We start from the raw sequence: 19,604 nt of genomic DNA, 5'->3' as shown, positions 1-19,604 counted from the left end.
GCCGGGCCGGTTGCGCTTGCGAGCGGACTTCTTAACGCAAGCCCGCGATGTAATCGGCTACAGCCTTGATCTCGCTGTCCGACAGACGCGATGCAATAGTGTGCATCGCCTCGTTGTTGTTGCGTGCGCCAGGCCCTTGCGTGAACGCGGCCAACTGCGCCACTGAGTATTCCGCCCATTGTCCCGACATGCGCGGGAATTGCGACGGGATCCCTTGACCGGTCGGCCCATGGCAGCTTGCGCATGCCGGCACGCCCTTGTCGGCGATCCCGCCTCGATAAATTCTCTGACCGAGCGCGACCGTGTTCTTGTTATGCGCGTAGCCGGGCTTCGGGGTCTGCGACGCGAAATAAGCGGCGACGTTGACCATGTCCTGTTCGGAGAGCGCCGCGGCCATGCCCGCCATGATCGCATTGTTGCGCGCGGGCTGCTTCGCGCCCGGCTGAATCTTGAAATCCTGCAGTTGCTTGACGAGATACTCGGGATGCTGGCCCGCCAGCTTCGGATAGGCACCGCCGGCACTGTTGCCGTCCACGCCGTGACACGACGCGCATACCTGCACTGCGATTGCCTGCCCCCGATTGACGTCCGGCTTCGCCGGATCTGCTGCTCGTGCCTGAATTGCCAAACCAGAAAGACCTGCCGCTACATGAAGCACCATCAGAGTCTTGCTCAGTCGATTCATTCGCACACCCTGTCTCGTCTTGTGGGATTTTAGAGGTTTTGCAAAATACGACGGCGACCGAGTGACCGCCAGGAGCCGCCAAGGCACGCGGGCTGGCCCCCTCAGGTTTTCAGTAAACCATCGTATTGTACAATAACTCGCTAATCGCTAAGACGCCAGTCGGGCTTGACCCGTCCCCACTCCGGGTTCCCCGGCGTCTCGAATCCTGGCCTGATCATGTCCTTCCTGCTCCACCAATCCCGCTTTTTCACGACCGTCAATCACTTGCGCGATTTGCCGGCCACCTCGCAACCCGAGATTGCCTTCGCGGGACGCTCGAACGCGGGCAAGTCGACGGCCATCAATATCCTGTGCAATCAGAAGCGCCTCGCCTTCGCCAGCAAGACGCCGGGACGCACGCAGCACATCAATTACTTTTCGGTGGGCAAAGCGGACGAGCCGACCGCGCATCTGGTCGACCTGCCGGGTTACGGCTATGCGGAAGTGCCGGGCGCGGCCAAGGCGCACTGGGAAGCGCTGCTGTCCACGTATCTGCAATCACGCTCGCAATTGCGCGGCATGATCCTGATGATGGACTCGCGCCGCCCGCTGACCGAACTGGACCGCCGCATGATCGAGTGGTTCGCGCCGACCGGCAAGCCGATCCACACGTTGCTCACCAAATGCGACAAATTGACGCGCCAGGAAAGCGTGAACGCCTTGCGTGCCACGCAGAAAGGCTTGGCGGAATATCGCACCGCCGGCTATCAGGGCGAGCTGACCGCGCAACTGTTCTCGGCGCTCAAGCGCGTTGGGATCGACGAAGCGCACGCGCTGATCGAAAGCTGGCTGATCCCCGATGCGAAGGGCGAAACGGACGGCGCGCAGTAAGTTCCGTCACCGGCTCGGATAGGACAAAAGTGCCAAATCCGGCCGCGCATAAAAAAACCCGCCGCTTAAACGGCGGGTCAAACAGCCTAATCGAAAAAACGACAGGCACCCGCTCAGGGAGGAGAAGCGGGGAGGTCAGCGCAAGGCGCCTTGCTCGATCGGTATGATATACCATTGTCTCGAAAAGTTTCCGGGAGCGGAGGCAGGCGTTACTTGTCCACTCCACACATCCACGACCTTCGATCCGATATGAGCTTCTACCCGCACTACCGTCCGCGCCGTATGCGCCGTGACGACTTCTCGCGTCGCATGATGCGCGAAAACATCCTCACCACCAACGATCTGATCTACCCCGTGTTCATCGTCGAAGGCACCAACGTGCGGCAAGCCGTACCGTCGATGCCGGGCGTCGAGCGCGTGTCGGTCGATCTGCTGATGGGTGTCGCCGAGCAATGCGTCGAACTGGGCGTGCCGGTGCTGTCGCTGTTCCCCGCGATCGAGCCGTCGCTGAAAACGCCCGATGGCCGCGAGGCGACCAATCCGGCCGGCCTGATCCCGCGCGCGGTTCGTGAACTGAAGAAGAATTTCCCGGAGCTCGGCGTGCTCACCGACGTCGCGCTCGATCCGTACACGAGCCACGGCCAGGACGGCGTGCTCGACGAAGCCGGTTACGTGATCAACGACGAGACCGTCGAGATTCTCGTCGAGCAGGCACGCGCGCAGGCTGAGGCGGGCGTTGACATCGTCGCGCCGTCGGACATGATGGACGGCCGCATCGGCGCAATCCGCGAAATGCTCGAGAGCGAGGACCACATCCATACGCGCATCATGGCTTACGCGGCCAAGTTCGCGTCGGCGTTCTATGGCCCGTTCCGCGACGCCGTCGGTTCCGCGACGAACCTCGGCAAGAGCAACAAGATGACGTACCAGATGGACCCGGCCAATTCGAATGAAGCGCTGCGCGAAGTGCAAGCGGACATCAACGAAGGCGCGGACATGGTGATGGTCAAGCCGGGCATGCCGTATCTGGATATCGTGCGTCGCGTGAAGGATGAGTTCCAGTTCCCGACGTACGTGTACCAGGTCAGCGGCGAATACGCGATGTTGAAGGCGGCCGCGCAGAACGGCTGGCTCGATCACGACAAGGCCATGATGGAATCGCTGCTGGCGTTCAAACGGGCCGGCGCGGATGGCGTGCTGACGTATTTTGCGCTGGATGCCGCGCGGATTCTGCGTTCGCAGAAGTAAGCTGATGGGCCGCCTGTTGGCGGCGGCCTGGGTTGTTCAGGCGTTGTGCGAAACGGAGACAGGCCTTTACGGGCGTGCCTCCGTTTTTTATGCCGGGATGCCGACTGCGGCAGTTCGGCTGTTCTGGAGCTATGTCGGCGCTTTCATTTCGCCGATGTCACGGCGCGTTACGCTCCCGACGCACCCGCGCGATCCAGCGTGCGCAAGAATTTATCCGCCGACTCATACCCCACGACGCGCAACACTTCCTTGCCGCCCTGATCGAAGAAGATGATCCCCGGCGGTCCAAACAGGCTAAAACGCCTGAGCAAAGCCTGATCGTCGACGTTGTTTGCAGTGACGTCGGCACGCAGCAGGTTCATCTGCTTCAATTTCGCCTGAACACGCGGGTCGCTGAAGGTGAATTTCTCCATCTCCTTGCAACTCACGCACCAGTCCGCATAAAAATCGAGCATAGCGGGCTGTGCAGCCGTTTTGACGGCCTGATCGAGTTCGCTCGATGATCGGACCGCGGCAAACGTCAGAGCGCTTTGCGACGCCGCGCCCACCTGGCTGGAGGCATCCGCGGCGCCGACCTCTCCGCCACGGGCGGCCAACACGGCGAGCGGCCGCAGCGGATCTGTCGATCCAGCAGCCAGACCGACCAGCAGCACCGCCGCCCACACTGCCAGCGCCGCGCCGATTCCGCGGCCCAACCGCTGCCAGACGGACCCGCCGACAACCGGCCCGGAAAACAACCCAAGCGAAGCCGCCGCGATCAGCAACCAGAGCGCGCTCAACAGCATCGTCGCAGCCGCGCCGAGCACCGGCCAAACGATCCACAGCGCCGCCGCAAGCAGCACGACGCCGAAGAAGACCTTGACGCCGTCCATCCATGCGCCCGCACGCGGCAGCAGAGTGCCGGCGCCAAGTCCGACGATCAGGAGCGGCACACCGAGCCCGAGTCCCATCGAAAACAGCGCGGCGCCGCCAAGCACGGCGTCGCCGGTATGTGCAATGAATGCCAGTACGGCAAAAAGCGGCGCGGTCATACACGCACCGACCACCAGTGCAGACAGCGCGCCCATTATGGCGACGGCGGCGAATTTGCCGCCAGAGCGCCCGCGCGATGCACGCGACACCCCCTCCTGCCAGCGCTGCGGCACCGCGATGTCGACACCGGCGAGCAGCGTCAGCGCGAAAATCGTCAGCAGGACGCCGAATGCGCCAAGTACCCACGGGCTCTGAAGCCATGCTCCGAGGCTCTGTCCGATGAGCGCCGCCGCCACGCCCAGCGCGGTGTACACGAGTGCCATGCCGATCACATAGGACAGCGATAACGCGAAGCCGCGCGCACGCGTCACCCGCGCGCCTTCACCTATGATGATCGCCGACAGGATTGGGATCATCGGATACGAGCACGGCAGCAGGCTGAGTACGGCGCCCGCGACGAAATAGAGTCCGGCGATCGCCAGCAGGCCGCCGCGCTGCAGCAGCGACTGCGCGTAGTCGGCGCTGGTGGCGCGCTCGTACCAAGGCTCGTCGGCTGCCGCGGATTGCTGCGTGGCCGTCGTGGCGGCCGCCGCGCTGCCGGCGGGCCGCAAGGCTTCGCCGCTCACGCGGTACACACGCTCCATCGGCGGATAGCAAATGCCGGCATCAGCACAGCCCTGCGACGTTACCGCCAGTTCGAACGGCCCCGTCGCCTGTTTGACGGGGATGCGGATCGTAAGCTCGTTGCGGTAAGTCTCCACGTCCTTGTTGAACGTCTGATCGAACTTCACGTGGCCGGCCGGCAACTGCGGCTCGCCAATCGTGGCCGCGCCGTCCCGGGTCGCAAACGCGAAGCGCTCGCGGTACATGTAATAGCCGTCGGCGATCTTGTATGTCACGACGACTTCACCCGGCTTCTCGCTCGCGCTGAATTTGAACGCGACGGCAGGATCCAGAAAGTCGTCAGCGGCGTGGGCGAGCGTGGTGAACTGCGCGAGGATTACGCAGCCGAGCAGGAAAAATGCGGTGCGCAGCGCATGACGCGCGCGCCGGTCAAGACCGTTAAACATGGAGAGGACGTTGGGTTTCAGCAGTGATCCACTGGCCGTACGCGGCCGATGCCGTCGCTTGCCACGAGAGGATTTCCGGCGTGTCGTAGGGATGGTGAGCCTGTATGTACTGCTCGAGTTCGAGCGCACGTGCGGCGCTCGTCTTGAACAGCAATTGGATCTCCTGCGCGGTTTCGATTTTGCCCTGCCAGTGATAACTCGACTGCACGCTGCCTAACTGCGTGACGCACGCACATAAATGCGCGGCCAGCGCATCCGCGGCGAGCTTCTGAGCGACGGCCGCATCCGGCACCGTGGTCAGAATCAGGATCACATTCACACTCACAAAAGGCTCCAGCGACGCACGAATCATGTGTCGATATCGTATCACCTAGCCCTATGGCGCCGCTGATGGCCCCGCAGCGGACACGCAGCATTTGGCCAGCGGTGAATGGACACCTCAATGGCAAATGAGCCGGCAAAAACAAAAAAGCCAGGCTATGCGCCTGGCTTTCTATCGAAGCTAAAAAAGCTTACTCAGCTTCTTGCACTTCAACTTCTTCAACTTCCGGACGGTCCAGCAGTTCGACCAGTGCCATCGGTGCGTTGTCGCCGACGCGGAAGCCGAACTTCAGGACGCGCAGGTAGCCGCCCGGACGGGTAGCGTAACGCGGGCCAAGAACTTCGAACAGCTTCGTGACCGAGTCACGATCGCGCAGGCGGTTGAACGCCAGACGACGATTTGCCAGCGACGGCTTCTTGCCGAGCGTGATCAGCGGCTCGACGACTTTACGGAGCTCTTTCGCCTTCGGCAGCGTGGTCTTGATGACTTCGTGCTCGATCAGCGAGTTGGACATATTACGGAGCATTGCCAGACGGTGGCTGCTCGTGCGGTTCAGTTTCCGCAGACCATGACGGTGACGCATGTTAATTCCTTCGATTCAAAGTTTTGGTCCAGCTCTTCTATCGCGCTCGATCTACCCGAAAGTAGCGAGTGCACGGGCCGGTAGTGAAAAAAGACAAGACGCGGATTTTAAAGGAAAATCCGCGTCTTTGCCAGTGCAGCGGGTGGGTTCTGTCCCGGGATTGCTACTCGAATTACTTGTCCAGCCCTGCGGGCGGCCAGTTTTCGAGCTTCATGCCGAGCGTCAAACCACGCGACGCCAATACTTCCTTGATTTCGTTCAGCGACTTGCGGCCCAGATTCGGCGTCTTGAGCAGCTCGTTTTCCGTACGCTGGATCAGGTCACCGATGTAGTAAATGTTCTCGGCCTTCAGGCAGTTCGCGGAACGAACCGTCAGTTCGAGATCATCGACCGGACGCAGCAGGATCGGATCGATCTGCGGCGCACGCGACGGCGCTTCAGCCGTTGCTTCCGTGCCTTCCAGTGCAGCGAACACCGACAGCTGATCGACCAGAATGCGAGCCGATTGACGGATCGCTTCTTCCGGCGAGATCACACCGTTGGTTTCGATGTTCATCACGAGCTTGTCGAGGTCGGTACGCTGTTCGACGCGAGCGCTTTCCACGGCGTAGCTCACACGGCGAACCGGCGAGAACGACGCGTCCAGCACGATACGGCCGATAATCTTGGCCGACTCTTCGCCATAACGACGCACATTGCCCGGCACATAGCCGCGGCCCTTTTCGACCTTGATCTGCACGTCGAGCTTGCCGCCCTTCGACAGATGCGCAATCACGTGATCCGGGTTGATCACTTCGCAGTCGTGCGCGAGTTCGATGTCGCCAGCAGTGACAACGCCTTCGCCGTCCTTGCGCAGCGTAACCGTGACTTCATCACGGTTATGCAGCTTGAACACGACGCCCTTCAGGTTCAACAACAGGTTGACCACATCCTCTTGCACACCGTCGAGCGTCGAATACTCATGTACGACGCCTGCGATCGTCACTTCGGTCGGCGCGTAGCCCACCATCGACGACAGCAGCACGCGCCGAAGCGCGTTACCCAAGGTGTGGCCGTAACCGCGTTCAAACGGTTCCATGACCACTTTCGCGTGGCTCTCGCCAAGCGATTCAACTGCGATGATCTTGGGCTTCAACAAACTGGTTTGCATAGGTTTTCCTTTTCAATACCCTCGGCTCGTTACACCGATAAGGCTGACCGGTAACAACCTGAAAATAAACAGCCGAGACGCCCCCTTGCGCAACGCAATCGGGGTGCCCCGGCCGTTAATCCGATTACCGCGAATACAATTCGACGATCAGGCTTTCGTTGATATCGCCAGCGATGTCGCTGCGTTCCGGCTTCGACTTGAACGTGCCTTCGAACTTCTTCGAATCGACAGCAACCCAGCTCGGCAGACCGCCTTGCTCAGCCAGCGACAGCGCTTCGAGAATACGCGCTTGCTTCTTCTTCTGTTCGCGCACTGCGACAACGTCGCCGGCCTTCACTTGCATCGACGGGATGTTCGACACGACGCCGTTCACCATGATCGCCTTGTGGCTCACGAGCTGACGTGCTTCAGCGCGCGTCGAGCCGAAGCCCATGCGATACACGACGTTGTCCAGACGCGATTCGAGCAACTGGAGCAGGTTTTCACCCGTGTTGCCCTTCAGGCGGTCGGCTTCAGCGAAGTAGCGGCGGAATTGACGCTCGAGAACACCGTAGATACGCTTAACTTTTTGCTTTTCGCGCAGCTGCGTGCCGTAGTCGGACGTACGTGCACCCGAGGTGCGGCCATGTTGGCCAGGCTTGCTGTCAAGCTTGCACTTGTCAGCGAGCGAACGACGGGCGCTCTTCAGGAAGAGGTCAGTGCCTTCACGGCGGGACAGCTTGGCCTTAGGGCCGATATAACGTGCCACGTTGATTCCTTCTATGATTAATCACGCGAATGCATGCATTCACGCTAGTCCGAACCCTTTGGGTCGAACGGTGGGCTTAGTCAATTCAATAACGCAAGCAGCCTGCCGCCGCGCGGGGCGGCAACAGGCGCAAGCAAAACCCGCGTCTTAGATACGACGACGCTTCGGCGGACGGCAGCCGTTGTGCGGCACCGGAGTCACGTCGGAAATCGCGGTGATCTTGATGCCAAGACCATGCAACGCGCGCACCGCCGACTCACGGCCAGGGCCGGGGCCCTTGATCCGCACTTCGAGGTTCTTGACGCCGTATTCCATCGCCACGCGGCCTGCCGATTCGGCTGCCACCTGAGCTGCAAACGGGGTCGATTTACGCGAACCCTTGAAGCCCTGACCACCCGACGTTGCCCAAGCAAGTGCATTGCCTTGACGATCGGTGATCGTGATGATGGTGTTGTTGAACGACGCGTGAACGTGAACCACGCCCTCGGCGACGTTCTTCTTGACCTTCTTGCGAACGCGTTGCGCCGCGGAGTTGTTCGAAGCCTTAGCCATTACGTTTTCCTGTAACTGTCAGTTCCGCTTACTTCTTCAGCGATTGCGCTGCACGACGCGGACCCTTGCGCGTACGGGCATTCGTACGCGTACGTTGGCCACGCAGGGGCAAGCCCTTACGATGCCGAACGCCACGGTAGCAGCCGAGATCCATCAGGCGCTTGATGTTCATCGTCGTTTCACGGCGCAGATCGCCTTCAACGATGAACTTGCCGACTTCTTCACGCAGCTTTTCGAGGTCTGCGTCGTTCAGGTCTTTGACCTTCTTCGAAAATGCCACACCAGCAGCGACGCAGATGTCGCGCGAGCGCGTGCGGCCGACACCGTAAATAGCCGTCAGGCCGATTTCGGTATGCTGGTGATTCGGGATATTAACCCCTGCGATACGAGCCATTGTTTTTCCTCAAACAAAAAGCGCAGCAAAAAGCGCGGCGTTCAGCCTTGACGCTGTTTGTGGCGCGGATCAGAGCTGCAAATCACGCGCACAACGCCTTTGCGCTTGATGATCTTGCAATTGCGGCAAATGCGCTTAACCGATGCCATCACTTTCATGATATTACCCTTTTTTCAAATCACTTCGCCCGGAACACGATCCGCGCACGCGACAGATCGTAAGGCGTCAATTCAACCGTTACCTTGTCGCCCGGCAAGATTCGGATGTAGTGCATCCGCATCTTGCCGGATATGTGTCCCAATACGACATGGCCGTTTTCCAGCTTCACCCTGAAGGTAGCGTTAGGCAGGTTTTCGATGACTTCACCCTGCATCTGGATAACATCGTCTTTGGCCATAAGTCCTTTCAACGCATCGGGACGCCGCCGCCTTTGAAATTAGCTTTCTTCAGCAGCGATTCATACTGTTGCGACATAACGTACGACTGCACCTGCGCCATGAAATCCATTGTGACGACGACAATGATCAGCAGCGACGTTCCACCAAAATAAAACGGCACGTTCCAGCGCAGCACCAGAAATTCGGGCAGCAGACAAACAAACACGATGTAGATCGCACCAGCCAGCGTCAAACGCGTGAGGATACGGTCGATATATCGCGCCGTTTGATCGCCCGGGCGGATGCCTGGGACGAAAGCGCCACTCTTTTTCAGGTTGTCGGCCGTTTCCCTGCTGTTGAACACCAGTGCGGTGTAGAAGAAGCAGAAGAAAACGATCGCCAACGCGTACAGCAACACGTACACGGGTTGACCGGGCTTGAGGGCTTCGGCCACGTTGTGCAACGTGTCTGCGAACCAGCTGGTACGCGACCCCGAACTGAACCAGTTCAGGATGGTTGCCGGGAAGAGAATGATCGACGATGCAAAGATCGGCGGAATCACACCCGACATGTTCAGCTTCAGCGGCAGATGCGAAGACTGTCCGCCGTAAATCTTGTTACCGACTTGCCGCTTGGCGTAGTTCACAAGAATCTTGCGCTGGCCGCGTTCAATGAACACCACCAGATACGTCACAGCAGCAATCAGCGCGACCACGATAATCGCCGAGATGATGCTCATCGAGCCGGTTCGCACCAATTCGAAAAGACCACCGATTGCGTTCGGGAAACCCGCCGCAATACCGCCGAAAATGATGATCGAGATACCGTTGCCAAGCCCGCGCTCCGTGATCTGCTCACCCAGCCACATCAGGAACATCGTGCCTGTCACCAGCGTCACGACCGTCGTCAACCGAAACACCATCCCCGGATCGATTACCAGGCCCGGCTGATTTTCCAGTGCGACGGCAATACCGAACGCCTGGAACGTCGCCAACAGGACCGTAAAGATACGCGTGTACTGCGTAATCTTCCGTTGACCCGCCTGCCCTTCCTTTTTCAGCGCTTCGAGTTGCGGCGAGACAATTGCCAGCAACTGCATGATGATCGACGCCGAAATGTACGGCATGATCCCCAGCGCAAAAATCGTGAACCGCGAAAGTGCGCCACCCGAAAACATGTTGAACATGCCAAGGATGCCGCCCGACTGGCTTTGGAACAACTTTGCCAGCTGGTCCGGGTCAATACCCGGCACCGGAATATGCGCGCCGACACGGTAGACGATCAACGCCAGCAGCAGGAACACTGCCCGCCGACGCAGATCGCCAAACTTCGCCGCGCTGCGACCGGGTTTTGCGAGACTCGGGCTGTTAGCCAAGTACCTTCTCCGATGCAAATGCTAGTGACGGCAAATAACTTGCGCGTTACTCGGCAAAAGAGCCGCCGGCTGCTTCAATAGCAGCGCGCGCACCCTTCGTCGCACCCAGACCCTTCACAACGATCTTGCGCTTAAGCTCGCCCGTCGCAATGATCTTGGCGCTCCTGATCAGCTCGCCAACAAGGCCAGCCTGCTTCAGAGCCAGCAGATCGATTTCGTCGACCGGCAGCTTTTCCAGATCCGAGAGACGCACTTCACCGACGAATTCCTTCGTCAGCGAGGTGAAGCCACGCTTCGGCAGGCGACGTTGCAGCGGCATTTGACCGCCTTCGAAGCCAACCTTGTGAAAGCCGCCCGAACGCGACTTCTGACCCTTGTGACCACGGCCAGCGGTCTTGCCGAGGCCGGAGCCGATGCCGCGACCAACGCGACGCTTTGCGTGCTTCGCGCCTTCAGCCGGCTTCAGGTTATTCAATTCCATTATCAACTCCTTGAGTCCTGGTCAGCCGCTTAGCTGATGACCTTAACGAGGTACGAAACCTTGTTGATCATGCCGCGCACAGCCGGCGTGTCCTGCAACTCGCTAACCGAATTGAGTCGGCGCAGGCCCAAGCCACGCACCGTTGCACGATGCGTTTCACGGGTGCCGATCAGGCTCTTGACGAGCTGGACCTTGACAGTTTTATCAGACATGGTGTCCACCTTAGCCCAGAATATCTTCGACGGACTTGCCGCGCTTCGCCGCGATGTCACCCGGCGTCGACTGCTTGCGCAGGCCGTCGAGGGTTGCACGAACGAGGTTGTACGGGTTCGTCGAACCGTGGCTCTTGGCCACAACGTTCTGCACGCCCATCACGTCGAACACTGCGCGCATCGGACCACCAGCGATCACACCGGTACCGTCCTTCGCCGGAGCGAGGAGGACCATCGATGCGCCGTGCTTACCGTGCACTTCGTGTTGCAGGGTACCGTTCTTCAGCGGCACCTTGAACATGTTGCGGCGAGCCTGCTCCATCGCTTTCTGAACAGCGACCGGCACTTCCTTCGCCTTGCCCTTGCCCATACCGACGCGGCCATCACCGTCGCCGACCACGGTCAGTGCGGCGAAACCGAGAATCCGGCCACCCTTCACGACCTTGGTCACGCGGTTGACCGAAATCATTTTTTCACGAAGGCCGTCGTCGCGTTCGTCAGCCTGAACTTTCGCTTGCATCTTTGCCATGACGAATTCTTCCCTTAGAACTTGAGTCCGGCTTCGCGCGCCGCATCAGCCAGCGCTTTCACGCGGCCGTGGTAACGGAAACCCGAACGGTCGAAGGCGACGGATTCGATGCCGGCAGCCTTAGCCTTTTCTGCAATGCGCTTACCGATCAGGGTCGCTGCAGCGACGTTGCCGCCCTTGCCCGTCTGATCAGCCAATTGCGCACGCACTTCGGCTTCGAGCGTCGACGCGCTGGCGAGCACTTTGGTGCCGCACGGCGAGAACACTTGCGCATAGATGTGCGTGTTCGTGCGATGCACGGCGAGACGCGCGACCTGCAGCTCAGCGATCTTGATACGCGTCTGACGAGCGCGGCGCAGGCGAGATTGAGTCTTATCCATGATTGCGCACCCTTACTTCTTCTTCGTTTCTTTGAGGATCACAACCTCATTGGCGTAACGCACACCCTTGCCCTTGTAGGGCTCCGGCGGGCGATAGCCGCGCACTTCTGCCGCGACCTGGCCAACTTGTTGCTTATTGATCCCCTTGATCACGATTTCGGTTTGCGTCGGGGTTTCAGCCTTGACGCCTTCCGGCATCTGGTGCACCACGGGGTGCGAGAAACCCAGCGACAGGTTCAGCTTGTCGCCTTGCGCTTGTGCGCGGTAACCGACGCCAACCAGCGTCAGCTTGCGCTCGAAACCCTTCGTCACGCCTTGCACCATGTTCGCAACCAGTGCGCGCATCGTGCCCGACATCGCATTCGCTTCGCGGCTTTCGCCAACCGGCTCGATCTTCAGCGTGCCGTTGTCGTTCACCACCTTCACAAGGCTGTTAGCAGCCTGCGAAATCGTACCCAGCGGGCCCTTGACGGTAATGCGTTCGTCGCTAAGGGCCACTTCTGCGCCTTGCAGCGCGATCGGGCTTTTACCTACTCGAGACATGTTTCTCTCCTTTCGGCCTTAAGCGACGTAGCAGATGACTTCGCCGCCAACGCCCGTTGCACGCGCCTTGCGGTCCGTCATCACGCCCTTCGGCGTCGACACGATTGCCACGCCGAGGCCATTCATGACCACGGGGATGTCGTTACGGCCGCGGTACACACGCAGACCAGGCTTCGAGACGCGCTCAATGCGCTCGATCACCGGACGGCCAGCGTAGTACTTCAACACGATGTTCAATTCAGACTTCGCACCTTCGGACTTCACTGCGAAATCATCGATATAGCCTTCGTCCTTAAGGACCTGCGCAATCGCAACCTTGACTTTCGACGAGGGCATAGTCACCGAGACTTTCTCAACCATCTGCGCATTGCGGATGCGAGTCAGCATATCGGCGATAGGATCACTCATGCTCATTTACGTTTCTCCTATTACCAGCTCGCCTTGGTCAGGCCAGGGATCTCGCCGCGGAACGCGATTTCACGAATCTTGTTACGCGCCAGCCCGAATTTACGGAACGTACCGCGCGGACGACCGGTAATGGCGCAACGATTGCGCTTACGGGTCGGGTTAGAGTTGCGCGGCAGTTGTTGCAGTTCCAGACGTGCTGCGTAATGCTCTTCGTCCGACTTGCTCATATCGCTAATGATCGCCTTCAACTCTGCACGCTTGGGAGCGTACTTAGCAGCGAGGCGAGCACGCTTCTTTTCACGTTCGATCAGTGCCAGTTTAGCCACGGTAACCTCAGTTTCTGAACGGGAACTTGAAGCTGGCGAGCAGAGCCTTTGCTTCGTCGTCGGTCTTCGCAGTCGTCGTGATGCTGATGTTCAGCCCACGCAATGCGTCGATCTTGTCGTAGTCGATTTCGGGGAAAATGATCTGCTCTTTCACACCGACGTTGTAGTTGCCGCGACCATCGAACGCACGACCCGACACGCCACGGAAGTCGCGCACACGCGGGAGCGCAACCGTCACGAAACGGTCCAGAAATTCGTACATTGCCTGACCACGCAACGTGACCATTGCACCGATCGGATAGCCCTGACGGATCTTGAAGCCAGCGATTGCCTTGCGTGCCTTCGTGATCACCGGCTTCTGGCCTGCGATCTTCGTCAGGTCGCCAACGGCGTTTTCGATGATCTTCTTGTCAGCAACCGCTTCGCCAAGGCCCATGTTCAGGGTGATCTTGGTGATGCGCGGCACTTCCATCACGGACTTGTAACCGAACTTCTCGATGAGGCCGGGTACAACCTTTTCTTTGTAAAACTCTTGCAAACGAGCCATTTTTTTACTCCGCAGCGTCAGGCGCTCAGCTCGGCACCGGTCGTCTTAAGGAAACGGACCTTCTTGTCTCCTTCGACCTTGATGCCTACACGCGACGCCTTGCCATTCGCGTCGACCAATGCGACGTTCGAAATTTGCAGCGGCATCGTCTTGGCTTCCACACCGCCCGTCGTACCCTTCATCGGGTTCGGCTTGACGTGTTTCTTGACGAGGTTGATACCCTCGACAACAACCTTGCCTTCGCCAACGGACAGCACGACGCCGCGCTTGCCTTTATCTTTGCCGGTGATGACGATAACTTCGTCACCTTTGCGAATCTTGTTCATCGCGACTCCTTACAGCACTTCAGGTGCCAGCGAAACGATCTTCATGAATCGTTCGCTGCGCAACTCGCGCGTGACAGGCCCGAAAATACGGGTGCCAATAGGTTCGAGCTTGGCATTCAACAACACAGCGGCATTGCCATCGAACTTGATCAGCGAGCCGTCCTGACGGCGCACGCCCTTGGCGGTGCGAACCACCACGGCGTTATAAATTTCGCCTTTCTTCACGCGCCCGCGCGGCGTTGCTTCTTTGACGGTCACCTTAATGATGTCGCCAATGCTGGCATAACGACGCTTCGAGCCGCCGAGCACCTTGATGCACATGACTTCACGCGCACCCGTGTTGTCGGCCACTTCAAGCCGAGTTTCGGTCTGGATCATGGTTTATCTTTCCCAACTTAATCCGGTCACACCACCATGGCGTACCCGGTCAGTCTTGGTCCCGTCAGCCAATCGGCTGCTTGGGTATGAACAGCAGCGACGGCAAACGAAACCCGCCATCGCAATCCGGTGAATCCTTCGGAACAGGCTGGCGCCCGAACCGCTTCCCCCACCAACTTCGCCCGCGACGGGGCTCCCATAAAAGAGGGAAGACCGAGATTATAACAAATAATCCCGGCCTTGCAAGCGAAACTTACTGCGATTTCAATTACTTCTACAACTTTGCGGCGTCAGATGACGCGAGCAGCCTCGACCAGGCGAGCCACAACCCAAGCTTTCGTCTTCGAAATCGGACGCGTTTCCTGGATTTCAACGAGGTCACCCTCGTTGTACGTGTTCGCATCGTCGTGCGCGTGATACTTCTTCGAACGCACAACGTACTTGCCGTAGATCGGGTGCTTCACGCGGTGCTCAACCAGCACGGTGACCGTCTTGTCCATCTTGTTGCTGACGACCTTGCCGACCAGCGTCCGCTTGAGCGAGGTTTTTACGCTATCGTTCATTTCTGGTTCGCCTTCTCAGTCAGGACGGTCCGCACACGTGCGATGTCGCGACGGACCTTCTTCAGCTGGCTCGTGTTCGTGAGCTGCTGTGTCGCGAGTTGCATGCGCAGGCCGAATTGCGCCTTCAACAGGTCCGACAGCTCCTTGTTGAGCGCGGCCTGATCTTTCTGGTGAAGTTCGGAAGCCTTCATCATTTGCTCCTTAGGCGCCGAGCTGACGCACGATAAACGTCGTCTTCAGCGGCAGCTTAGCTGCAGCCAGACGGAACGCTTCGCGTGCCAGCTCTTCGGTTACGCCGTCCATTTCGTACAGCATCTTGCCCGGTTGAATCTCTGCGACGTAGTACTCAGGGTTACCCTTACCGTTACCCATACGTACTTCAGCCGGCTTGTGCGAGATCGGCTTGTCCGGGAAGATGCGGATCCAGATGCGGCCGCCACGCTTGATGTGACGCGTCATTGCACGACGTGCCGCTTCAATCTGGCGCGCGGTCAAGCGACCACGACCGACAGCCTTCAGGCCGAACTCACCGAACGACACCGCGTTGCCGCGGGTAGCAATACCGGTGTTACGACCTTTCTGCTCTTTGCGATACTTTCTGCGTTTCGGTTGCAGCATCGTTATTCTCCAGTCTTCCCGTCGCCGCCGGCACCGCCAGCACGACGAGGCGCGCCACGGCGTGCACCTGCCGGGCCACCACCTTCACCATCGCGACGCGGACGGCGATCGCCACCCGGACGTGCGTTGCGGCGCGGACGCTTTTCTTCGGCGGCTTCTTCAACCACCGGAGCGTCGTTGCGGCCGAGCGTGTCGCCCTTGTACACCCAGACCTTCACGCCGATGATGCCGTACGTCGTCTTCGCTTCCGACGTCGCGTAGTCGATATCAGCACGCAGCGTATGAAGCGGCACGCGACCTTCGCGATACCATTCCGTACGAGCGATTTCGATACCGTTCAGACGGCCAGCGCTCATGATCTTGATGCCTTGAGCACCCAGACGCATTGCGTTTTGCATCGCACGTTTCATCGCGCGGCGGAACATGATCCGGCGCTCGAGCTGTTGCGTGATCGAATCAGCGATCAGTTGCGCATCAGTTTCCGGCTTGCGGATTTCTTCGATGTTGACGTGAACCGGAACGCCCATACGCTTTTGCAGCTCGGACTTCAGCAGTTCAATGTCTTCACCCTTCTTACCGATCACGACACCCGGACGCGAGCTGAAAATCGTGATACGTGCGTTCTTTGCGGGACGCTCGATCACAACGCGGCCGACGGACGCGTTCTTCAGCTTCTTCTTCAGGTATTCACGAACACCGATGTCTTCCTGCAGCATCGCCGCGAAATTGTTGTTGTTCGCGTACCAACGCGACGCCCAATTGCGGCTGACGGCCAAACGGAAGCCAGTCGGATGAATTTTCTGTCCCATCGTATGACCCCTTAATTCCCGACCGTCACAGTGATGTGACAGGATTGCTTCTCGATGCGGTTACCACGGCCTTTAGCGCGCGCGGTGAAACGCTTGAGCGATGCAGCCTTGTCGATGTAGATGCTCGTGATCTTGAGCTCATCGATATCGGCGCCTTCGTTATGCTCCGCATTCGCGATCGCCGACAGCACGACCTTTTTCACGATTCCCGCAGCCTTCTTCGGCGAGAACGTCAGAACGTTCAGCGCCTTGTCGACCGGCAAACCGCGGATCTGGTCAGCCACAAGGCGCGTTTTCTGCGCCGAGATGCGGGCACCGCGATGAATTGCTTTCACTTCCATCATGAGCCCCTTATTTCTTAGCCTTCTTGTCGGCTGCGTGACCCTTGAACGTACGGGTCAATGCAAACTCGCCAAGCTTGTGGCCGACCATGTTTTCCGAGATGTACACCGGAACGTGTTGACGGCCGTTGTGAACGGCGATCGTCAGACCGATGAAATCCGGGAGGATCGTCGAGCGACGCGACCAGGTTTTGATCGGCTTCTTATCCCGCGAAGCTGCTGCCGCCTCAACTTTCTTCAGCAAATGGGCGTCGCAGAACGGACCTTTTTTTACAGAACGTGCCATTGCCTACTCCTTAACGCTTGTGACGGCGCTGGACGATCATGCTCGTCGTGCGCTTGTTGCTGCGGGTGCGATAACCCTTAGCAGGCGTGCCCCACGGGCTCACCGGATCGCGACCTGCAGCCGTCTTGCCTTCACCACCACCGTGCGGGTGATCGACCGGGTTCATTGCAACGCCACGCACCGTCGGGCGGATACCGCGCCAGCGGTTCGCGCCAGCCTTACCGATTTGACGGAGGCTATGCTCTTCGTTGCCAACTTCACCAATCGTCGCGCGGCACTCAACGTGGACGCGGCGGATTTCACCCGAGCGCAGGCGGACCTGTGCGTAGATGCCCTCACGAGCCAGCAACATCGCCGACGTGCCAGCCGAACGCGCCATTTGCGCGCCCTTGCCCGGCAGCATTTCGATGCAGTGGATCGTCGTACCGACCGGAATGTTGCGGATCGGCAGCGTATTGCCTGCGCGGATCGGCGCTTCCGAACCCGACATCAATTGCTGACCGACGGTGACACCCTTCGGAGCAATGATGTAACGGCGTTCGCCGTCTGCGTACAGAACCAGCGCGATGTTCGCGCTACGGTTCGGATCGTACTCGAGACGTTCGACCTTGGCCGGAATGCCATCCTTCGTGCGACGGAAATCGACGACACGATAGTGATGCTTATGACCACCACCCTTATGACGCGTGGTGATGTGACCGTTGTTGTTACGGCCGGCGGTCGAGGATTGCGAGTCGAGCAGCGGTGCGTACGGCTTGCCCTTATGCAGATCCTTGTTGACCACCTTGACCATCGCACGGCGACCCGGCGAAGTCGGCTTAACTTTAACGATTGCCATGATTACTTGGCCTCCGCTTCAAAGTTGATTTCCTGGCCGGGCTTCAGGCAGACGTACGCCTTCTTCACGTCCTTGCGCTTGCCCATGAAGCGGCCAAAGCGCTTGGCTTTGCCCTTCGAGACCAGCACGTTGACGGAATTGACTTCCACCTTGAACAGCAGCTCGACTGCAGCTTTCACTTCCTGCTTCGTAGCATCGGGCGCGACTTCGAACACAACCTGCTCGTTCTTGTCGGCCACCAGCGTCGCCTTTTCGGAGATCACCGGCGCGAGCAGGACCTGCATCAAACGATGATCGTTCTTGCGAATCTCGCTCATGACAGCAACTCCTCGATCTGGGCGACCGCAGCCTTCGTGATCAGGATCTTCTTGAAGTAGATCAGCGACAGCGGGTCGGCGTAACGCGGCTCGACAACTGCCACATGGGCGAGGTTGCGCGACGCGAGGTACAGGTTTTCGTCAACCGTGTCGGTAATCACCAGCACGGAGTCGAGACCCATCGCCTTGAATTTTTCGGCCAGCAGCTTCGTCTTCGGCGCTTCGAGCGTCAGCTCGTCGACCACCGAGATACGGCCTTCGCGGGCCAGCTGCGAGAAGATCGAGCAGAGACCTGCGCGATGCATCTTCTTGTTGACCTTGTGCGAAAAGTTTTCTTCCGGCGAGTTCGGGAAGATCCGGCCACCGCCGCGCCACAACGGGCTCGACGACATACCGGCACGGGCGCGGCCCGTACCCTTCTGGCGCCACGGCTTCTTGGTCGTGTGCTTGACTTGCTCACGATCCTTCTGCGCGCGGTTGCCGCTACGGGCATTCGCTTGATACGCCACCACCACCTGGTGAATCAGGGCTTCGTTGTAATCGCGGCCGAACACGACGTCCGACGCGCTAACGCCCGCACCTTCCTGACCATTGGCATTCAGGAGCTTAAGTTCCATTATTTCGCTCCTTTCACGGCACGCGTCTTCACGGCCGGCGTAACGAATACCTTGCCACCCTTCGCACCCGGAACGGCGCCCTTGACCAGCAACAGCTTGCGGTCAGCGTCGATACGAGCGATTTCGAGGTTTTGCACCGTTACCGTGTCGTCACCCATGTGACCGGTCATGCGCTTACCCGGGAAAACACGACCCGGATCCTGCGCCATACCGATCGAACCCGGCACGTTGTGCGAGCGCGAGTTACCGTGCGATGCACGGCCGGACGCGAAGTTGTAACGCTTGATGGTACCGGCGTAGCCCTTACCGATCGACACGCCTTGCACGTCGACCTTCTGGCCTACTTCGAACAGGTCGGGACCGACCACGGTGCCGTTCGACAACTCGGCAGCCTTGGCGGCATCGATCTGGAATTCTTTGAGGATTTCACCGGCTTGAACACCGGCTTTGGCGAGATGACCGGCCAACGGCTTCGTCACACGCGATGCACGGCGCGTACCGAATGCAACCTGCACGGCGGTGTAGCCGTCGGTTTCAACAGTCTTGATCTGCGTCACGCGGTTGTCGGACACGTCCAGCACGGTAACGGGAATCGAATCCCCTTCTGCCGTGAAGATACGGGTCATGCCAACCTTGCGACCTACGAGTCCAAGGCTCATCGTTTTCTCCATTCCCGACTGCGATTGGTCGGGGCTAATTTACAAAATGCCGGTGCCGTTTCGGGCGTGAAATCACGCTG

The 19,604-nt window shown here is 59.2% G+C and carries 33 protein-coding genes; 2 read left to right on the top strand and 31 right to left on the bottom strand.

What is annotated here, in order from left to right:
- Nucleotides 1–31 precede the first annotated feature (31 nt).
- Complete coding sequence (locus ACZ9H4_RS32355) at nucleotides 32–685, bottom strand: c-type cytochrome (RefSeq protein ID WP_476122460.1); 654 nt, start codon at nucleotides 683–685, stop codon at nucleotides 32–34.
- 216 nt (nucleotides 686–901) lie between these two features.
- Here ACZ9H4_RS32355 and yihA point away from each other — a divergent pair, with 216 nt between their 5' ends.
- Nucleotides 902–1,555: a ribosome biogenesis GTP-binding protein YihA/YsxC gene (gene yihA, locus ACZ9H4_RS32350; protein WP_408149868.1), complete on the top strand. Its 654-nt coding sequence runs from the start codon at nucleotides 902–904 to the stop codon at nucleotides 1,553–1,555.
- A 249-nt stretch (nucleotides 1,556–1,804) separates the two neighbouring features.
- Nucleotides 1,805–2,803, top strand: coding sequence for a porphobilinogen synthase (gene hemB / locus ACZ9H4_RS32345; RefSeq protein ID WP_408155315.1), 999 nt, complete (start codon nucleotides 1,805–1,807; stop codon nucleotides 2,801–2,803).
- 167 nt (nucleotides 2,804–2,970) lie between these two features.
- On the opposite strand, the gene dsbD is transcribed toward hemB, so the two are convergent.
- The 30 genes from dsbD to rplC form a co-directional block, all read right to left on the bottom strand.
- Nucleotides 2,971–4,845 (bottom strand): protein-disulfide reductase DsbD, encoded by a 1,875-nt coding sequence (dsbD, locus tag ACZ9H4_RS32340; protein WP_476122459.1) that lies wholly within the window; start codon nucleotides 4,843–4,845, stop codon nucleotides 2,971–2,973.
- Nucleotides 4,838–5,197 carry a divalent-cation tolerance protein CutA gene (gene cutA / locus ACZ9H4_RS32335; RefSeq protein WP_408149862.1) on the bottom strand — a complete coding sequence of 120 codons (360 nt, stop codon included), beginning with the start codon at nucleotides 5,195–5,197 and terminating at the stop codon, nucleotides 4,838–4,840. Before cutA ends, dsbD begins: the two co-directional genes overlap by 8 nt.
- 160 nt (nucleotides 5,198–5,357) lie before the next feature.
- Complete coding sequence (rplQ, locus tag ACZ9H4_RS32330; protein WP_006052227.1) at nucleotides 5,358–5,750, bottom strand: 50S ribosomal protein L17; 393 nt, start codon at nucleotides 5,748–5,750, stop codon at nucleotides 5,358–5,360.
- Between the two features lie 172 nt (nucleotides 5,751–5,922).
- Nucleotides 5,923–6,900: a DNA-directed RNA polymerase subunit alpha gene (locus ACZ9H4_RS32325; RefSeq protein WP_042329254.1), complete on the bottom strand. Its 978-nt coding sequence runs from the start codon at nucleotides 6,898–6,900 to the stop codon at nucleotides 5,923–5,925.
- Between the two features lie 124 nt (nucleotides 6,901–7,024).
- The gene (rpsD, locus tag ACZ9H4_RS32320; RefSeq protein WP_121315894.1) at nucleotides 7,025–7,648 is read right to left on the bottom strand and encodes a 30S ribosomal protein S4; all 624 of its coding nucleotides are present in this window, start codon (nucleotides 7,646–7,648) and stop codon (nucleotides 7,025–7,027) included.
- 147 nt (nucleotides 7,649–7,795) lie between these two features.
- Nucleotides 7,796–8,200: a 30S ribosomal protein S11 gene (gene rpsK, locus ACZ9H4_RS32315; RefSeq protein WP_006052224.1), complete on the bottom strand. Its 405-nt coding sequence runs from the start codon at nucleotides 8,198–8,200 to the stop codon at nucleotides 7,796–7,798.
- Between the two features lie 28 nt (nucleotides 8,201–8,228).
- Nucleotides 8,229–8,594 (bottom strand): 30S ribosomal protein S13, encoded by a 366-nt coding sequence (rpsM, locus tag ACZ9H4_RS32310; protein WP_012434566.1) that lies wholly within the window; start codon nucleotides 8,592–8,594, stop codon nucleotides 8,229–8,231.
- Nucleotides 8,595–8,635: 41 nt separating this feature from the next.
- Complete coding sequence (gene rpmJ / locus ACZ9H4_RS32305) at nucleotides 8,636–8,752, bottom strand: 50S ribosomal protein L36 (protein ID WP_004199844.1); 117 nt, start codon at nucleotides 8,750–8,752, stop codon at nucleotides 8,636–8,638.
- Between the two features lie 20 nt (nucleotides 8,753–8,772).
- Nucleotides 8,773–8,991 carry a translation initiation factor IF-1 gene (gene infA / locus ACZ9H4_RS32300; RefSeq protein WP_004521905.1) on the bottom strand — a complete coding sequence of 73 codons (219 nt, stop codon included), beginning with the start codon at nucleotides 8,989–8,991 and terminating at the stop codon, nucleotides 8,773–8,775.
- A gap of 8 nt (nucleotides 8,992–8,999) precedes the next feature.
- Nucleotides 9,000–10,346: a preprotein translocase subunit SecY gene (gene secY / locus ACZ9H4_RS32295; protein ID WP_408149858.1), complete on the bottom strand. Its 1,347-nt coding sequence runs from the start codon at nucleotides 10,344–10,346 to the stop codon at nucleotides 9,000–9,002.
- Nucleotides 10,347–10,392: 46 nt separating this feature from the next.
- Nucleotides 10,393–10,827, bottom strand: a complete 435-nt coding sequence (gene rplO / locus ACZ9H4_RS32290; protein ID WP_102632855.1) for a 50S ribosomal protein L15 — start codon at nucleotides 10,825–10,827, stop codon at nucleotides 10,393–10,395.
- 29 nt (nucleotides 10,828–10,856) lie between these two features.
- A complete protein-coding gene (gene rpmD, locus ACZ9H4_RS32285) occupies nucleotides 10,857–11,039 on the bottom strand; it encodes a 50S ribosomal protein L30 (protein ID WP_007180126.1) in 183 nt (60 codons plus the stop codon).
- Between the two features lie 10 nt (nucleotides 11,040–11,049).
- Entirely contained in the window at nucleotides 11,050–11,568 is a 519-nt protein-coding gene (gene rpsE, locus ACZ9H4_RS32280) for a 30S ribosomal protein S5 (RefSeq protein WP_006052219.1), read from the bottom strand.
- Between the two features lie 14 nt (nucleotides 11,569–11,582).
- Entirely contained in the window at nucleotides 11,583–11,948 is a 366-nt protein-coding gene (rplR, locus tag ACZ9H4_RS32275; protein ID WP_006052218.1) for a 50S ribosomal protein L18, read from the bottom strand.
- A gap of 12 nt (nucleotides 11,949–11,960) precedes the next feature.
- Entirely contained in the window at nucleotides 11,961–12,491 is a 531-nt protein-coding gene (gene rplF, locus ACZ9H4_RS32270; protein WP_408149856.1) for a 50S ribosomal protein L6, read from the bottom strand.
- Nucleotides 12,492–12,509: 18 nt separating this feature from the next.
- Nucleotides 12,510–12,905 carry a 30S ribosomal protein S8 gene (rpsH, locus tag ACZ9H4_RS32265; protein ID WP_006052216.1) on the bottom strand — a complete coding sequence of 132 codons (396 nt, stop codon included), beginning with the start codon at nucleotides 12,903–12,905 and terminating at the stop codon, nucleotides 12,510–12,512.
- A 14-nt stretch (nucleotides 12,906–12,919) separates the two neighbouring features.
- Nucleotides 12,920–13,225: a 30S ribosomal protein S14 gene (rpsN, locus tag ACZ9H4_RS32260; protein WP_013340737.1), complete on the bottom strand. Its 306-nt coding sequence runs from the start codon at nucleotides 13,223–13,225 to the stop codon at nucleotides 12,920–12,922.
- Nucleotides 13,226–13,232: 7 nt separating this feature from the next.
- Nucleotides 13,233–13,772, bottom strand: coding sequence for a 50S ribosomal protein L5 (gene rplE, locus ACZ9H4_RS32255; protein ID WP_094778390.1), 540 nt, complete (start codon nucleotides 13,770–13,772; stop codon nucleotides 13,233–13,235).
- A 17-nt stretch (nucleotides 13,773–13,789) separates the two neighbouring features.
- A complete protein-coding gene (gene rplX / locus ACZ9H4_RS32250; protein ID WP_042329258.1) occupies nucleotides 13,790–14,098 on the bottom strand; it encodes a 50S ribosomal protein L24 in 309 nt (102 codons plus the stop codon).
- 9 nt (nucleotides 14,099–14,107) lie between these two features.
- A complete protein-coding gene (rplN, locus tag ACZ9H4_RS32245) occupies nucleotides 14,108–14,476 on the bottom strand; it encodes a 50S ribosomal protein L14 (RefSeq protein ID WP_006052212.1) in 369 nt (122 codons plus the stop codon).
- A gap of 290 nt (nucleotides 14,477–14,766) precedes the next feature.
- Complete coding sequence (gene rpsQ / locus ACZ9H4_RS32240; protein ID WP_007180129.1) at nucleotides 14,767–15,039, bottom strand: 30S ribosomal protein S17; 273 nt, start codon at nucleotides 15,037–15,039, stop codon at nucleotides 14,767–14,769.
- On the bottom strand, nucleotides 15,036–15,230 hold the full coding sequence (gene rpmC / locus ACZ9H4_RS32235) for a 50S ribosomal protein L29 (protein WP_007180130.1): 195 nt from the start codon (nucleotides 15,228–15,230) through the stop codon (nucleotides 15,036–15,038). The genes rpsQ and rpmC overlap by 4 nt, the downstream gene beginning before the upstream one ends.
- 10 nt (nucleotides 15,231–15,240) lie before the next feature.
- Nucleotides 15,241–15,657, bottom strand: coding sequence for a 50S ribosomal protein L16 (gene rplP, locus ACZ9H4_RS32230; RefSeq protein WP_042329259.1), 417 nt, complete (start codon nucleotides 15,655–15,657; stop codon nucleotides 15,241–15,243).
- Nucleotides 15,658–15,659: 2 nt separating this feature from the next.
- Nucleotides 15,660–16,466: a 30S ribosomal protein S3 gene (gene rpsC, locus ACZ9H4_RS32225; protein WP_408149852.1), complete on the bottom strand. Its 807-nt coding sequence runs from the start codon at nucleotides 16,464–16,466 to the stop codon at nucleotides 15,660–15,662.
- Nucleotides 16,467–16,477: 11 nt separating this feature from the next.
- Nucleotides 16,478–16,810: a 50S ribosomal protein L22 gene (gene rplV, locus ACZ9H4_RS32220; protein ID WP_007180133.1), complete on the bottom strand. Its 333-nt coding sequence runs from the start codon at nucleotides 16,808–16,810 to the stop codon at nucleotides 16,478–16,480.
- Nucleotides 16,811–16,817: 7 nt separating this feature from the next.
- Entirely contained in the window at nucleotides 16,818–17,093 is a 276-nt protein-coding gene (rpsS, locus tag ACZ9H4_RS32215) for a 30S ribosomal protein S19 (RefSeq protein ID WP_004199273.1), read from the bottom strand.
- Between the two features lie 10 nt (nucleotides 17,094–17,103).
- Nucleotides 17,104–17,931, bottom strand: a complete 828-nt coding sequence (gene rplB / locus ACZ9H4_RS32210; protein ID WP_408149849.1) for a 50S ribosomal protein L2 — start codon at nucleotides 17,929–17,931, stop codon at nucleotides 17,104–17,106.
- 2 nt (nucleotides 17,932–17,933) lie between these two features.
- A complete protein-coding gene (gene rplW / locus ACZ9H4_RS32205; RefSeq protein WP_007180135.1) occupies nucleotides 17,934–18,248 on the bottom strand; it encodes a 50S ribosomal protein L23 in 315 nt (104 codons plus the stop codon).
- Nucleotides 18,245–18,865, bottom strand: coding sequence for a 50S ribosomal protein L4 (rplD, locus tag ACZ9H4_RS32200; RefSeq protein ID WP_007180136.1), 621 nt, complete (start codon nucleotides 18,863–18,865; stop codon nucleotides 18,245–18,247). Before rplD ends, rplW begins: the two co-directional genes overlap by 4 nt.
- Entirely contained in the window at nucleotides 18,865–19,524 is a 660-nt protein-coding gene (gene rplC / locus ACZ9H4_RS32195; RefSeq protein WP_007180137.1) for a 50S ribosomal protein L3, read from the bottom strand. The genes rplD and rplC overlap by 1 nt, the downstream gene beginning before the upstream one ends.
- Nucleotides 19,525–19,604: the final 80 nt, after the last annotated feature.

The sequence above is a fragment of the Paraburkholderia sp. TE9906 genome, assembly GCF_056279605.1.
Note: the sequence above shows the minus strand (reverse complement) of the source record. Positions and strands in the feature narration are given on the sequence as shown.

Excerpts from the sequence above, each read along its gene's own strand:
- ACZ9H4_RS32355 (WP_476122460.1), bottom strand. The coding sequence starts at position 685 with ATGAATCGACTGAGCAAGACTCTGATGGTGCTTCATGTAGCGGCAGGT.
- yihA (WP_408149868.1), top strand. The coding sequence starts at position 902 with ATGTCCTTCCTGCTCCACCAATCCCGCTTTTTCACGACCGTCAATCAC.
- hemB (WP_408155315.1), top strand. The coding sequence starts at position 1,805 with ATGAGCTTCTACCCGCACTACCGTCCGCGCCGTATGCGCCGTGACGAC.
- dsbD (WP_476122459.1), bottom strand. The coding sequence starts at position 4,845 with ATGTTTAACGGTCTTGACCGGCGCGCGCGTCATGCGCTGCGCACCGCA.
- cutA (WP_408149862.1), bottom strand. The coding sequence starts at position 5,197 with ATGATTCGTGCGTCGCTGGAGCCTTTTGTGAGTGTGAATGTGATCCTG.
- rplQ (WP_006052227.1), bottom strand. The coding sequence starts at position 5,750 with ATGCGTCACCGTCATGGTCTGCGGAAACTGAACCGCACGAGCAGCCAC.
- ACZ9H4_RS32325 (WP_042329254.1), bottom strand. The coding sequence starts at position 6,900 with ATGCAAACCAGTTTGTTGAAGCCCAAGATCATCGCAGTTGAATCGCTT.
- rpsK (WP_006052224.1), bottom strand. The coding sequence starts at position 8,200 with ATGGCTAAGGCTTCGAACAACTCCGCGGCGCAACGCGTTCGCAAGAAG.
- rpsM (WP_012434566.1), bottom strand. The coding sequence starts at position 8,594 with ATGGCTCGTATCGCAGGGGTTAATATCCCGAATCACCAGCATACCGAA.
- rpmJ (WP_004199844.1), bottom strand. The coding sequence starts at position 8,752 with ATGAAAGTGATGGCATCGGTTAAGCGCATTTGCCGCAATTGCAAGATC.
- infA (WP_004521905.1), bottom strand. The coding sequence starts at position 8,991 with ATGGCCAAAGACGATGTTATCCAGATGCAGGGTGAAGTCATCGAAAAC.
- rplO (WP_102632855.1), bottom strand. The coding sequence starts at position 10,827 with ATGGAATTGAATAACCTGAAGCCGGCTGAAGGCGCGAAGCACGCAAAG.
- rpmD (WP_007180126.1), bottom strand. The coding sequence starts at position 11,039 with ATGTCTGATAAAACTGTCAAGGTCCAGCTCGTCAAGAGCCTGATCGGC.
- rpsE (WP_006052219.1), bottom strand. The coding sequence starts at position 11,568 with ATGGCAAAGATGCAAGCGAAAGTTCAGGCTGACGAACGCGACGACGGC.
- rplR (WP_006052218.1), bottom strand. The coding sequence starts at position 11,948 with ATGGATAAGACTCAATCTCGCCTGCGCCGCGCTCGTCAGACGCGTATC.
- rplF (WP_408149856.1), bottom strand. The coding sequence starts at position 12,491 with ATGTCTCGAGTAGGTAAAAGCCCGATCGCGCTGCAAGGCGCAGAAGTG.
- rpsH (WP_006052216.1), bottom strand. The coding sequence starts at position 12,905 with ATGAGCATGAGTGATCCTATCGCCGATATGCTGACTCGCATCCGCAAT.
- rplE (WP_094778390.1), bottom strand. The coding sequence starts at position 13,772 with ATGGCTCGTTTGCAAGAGTTTTACAAAGAAAAGGTTGTACCCGGCCTC.
- rplX (WP_042329258.1), bottom strand. The coding sequence starts at position 14,098 with ATGAACAAGATTCGCAAAGGTGACGAAGTTATCGTCATCACCGGCAAA.
- rplN (WP_006052212.1), bottom strand. The coding sequence starts at position 14,476 with ATGATCCAGACCGAAACTCGGCTTGAAGTGGCCGACAACACGGGTGCG.
- rpsQ (WP_007180129.1), bottom strand. The coding sequence starts at position 15,039 with ATGAACGATAGCGTAAAAACCTCGCTCAAGCGGACGCTGGTCGGCAAG.
- rpmC (WP_007180130.1), bottom strand. The coding sequence starts at position 15,230 with ATGAAGGCTTCCGAACTTCACCAGAAAGATCAGGCCGCGCTCAACAAG.
- rplP (WP_042329259.1), bottom strand. The coding sequence starts at position 15,657 with ATGCTGCAACCGAAACGCAGAAAGTATCGCAAAGAGCAGAAAGGTCGT.
- rpsC (WP_408149852.1), bottom strand. The coding sequence starts at position 16,466 with ATGGGACAGAAAATTCATCCGACTGGCTTCCGTTTGGCCGTCAGCCGC.
- rplV (WP_007180133.1), bottom strand. The coding sequence starts at position 16,810 with ATGATGGAAGTGAAAGCAATTCATCGCGGTGCCCGCATCTCGGCGCAG.
- rpsS (WP_004199273.1), bottom strand. The coding sequence starts at position 17,093 with ATGGCACGTTCTGTAAAAAAAGGTCCGTTCTGCGACGCCCATTTGCTG.
- rplB (WP_408149849.1), bottom strand. The coding sequence starts at position 17,931 with ATGGCAATCGTTAAAGTTAAGCCGACTTCGCCGGGTCGCCGTGCGATG.
- rplW (WP_007180135.1), bottom strand. The coding sequence starts at position 18,248 with ATGAGCGAGATTCGCAAGAACGATCATCGTTTGATGCAGGTCCTGCTC.
- rplD (WP_007180136.1), bottom strand. The coding sequence starts at position 18,865 with ATGGAACTTAAGCTCCTGAATGCCAATGGTCAGGAAGGTGCGGGCGTT.
- rplC (WP_007180137.1), bottom strand. The coding sequence starts at position 19,524 with ATGAGCCTTGGACTCGTAGGTCGCAAGGTTGGCATGACCCGTATCTTC.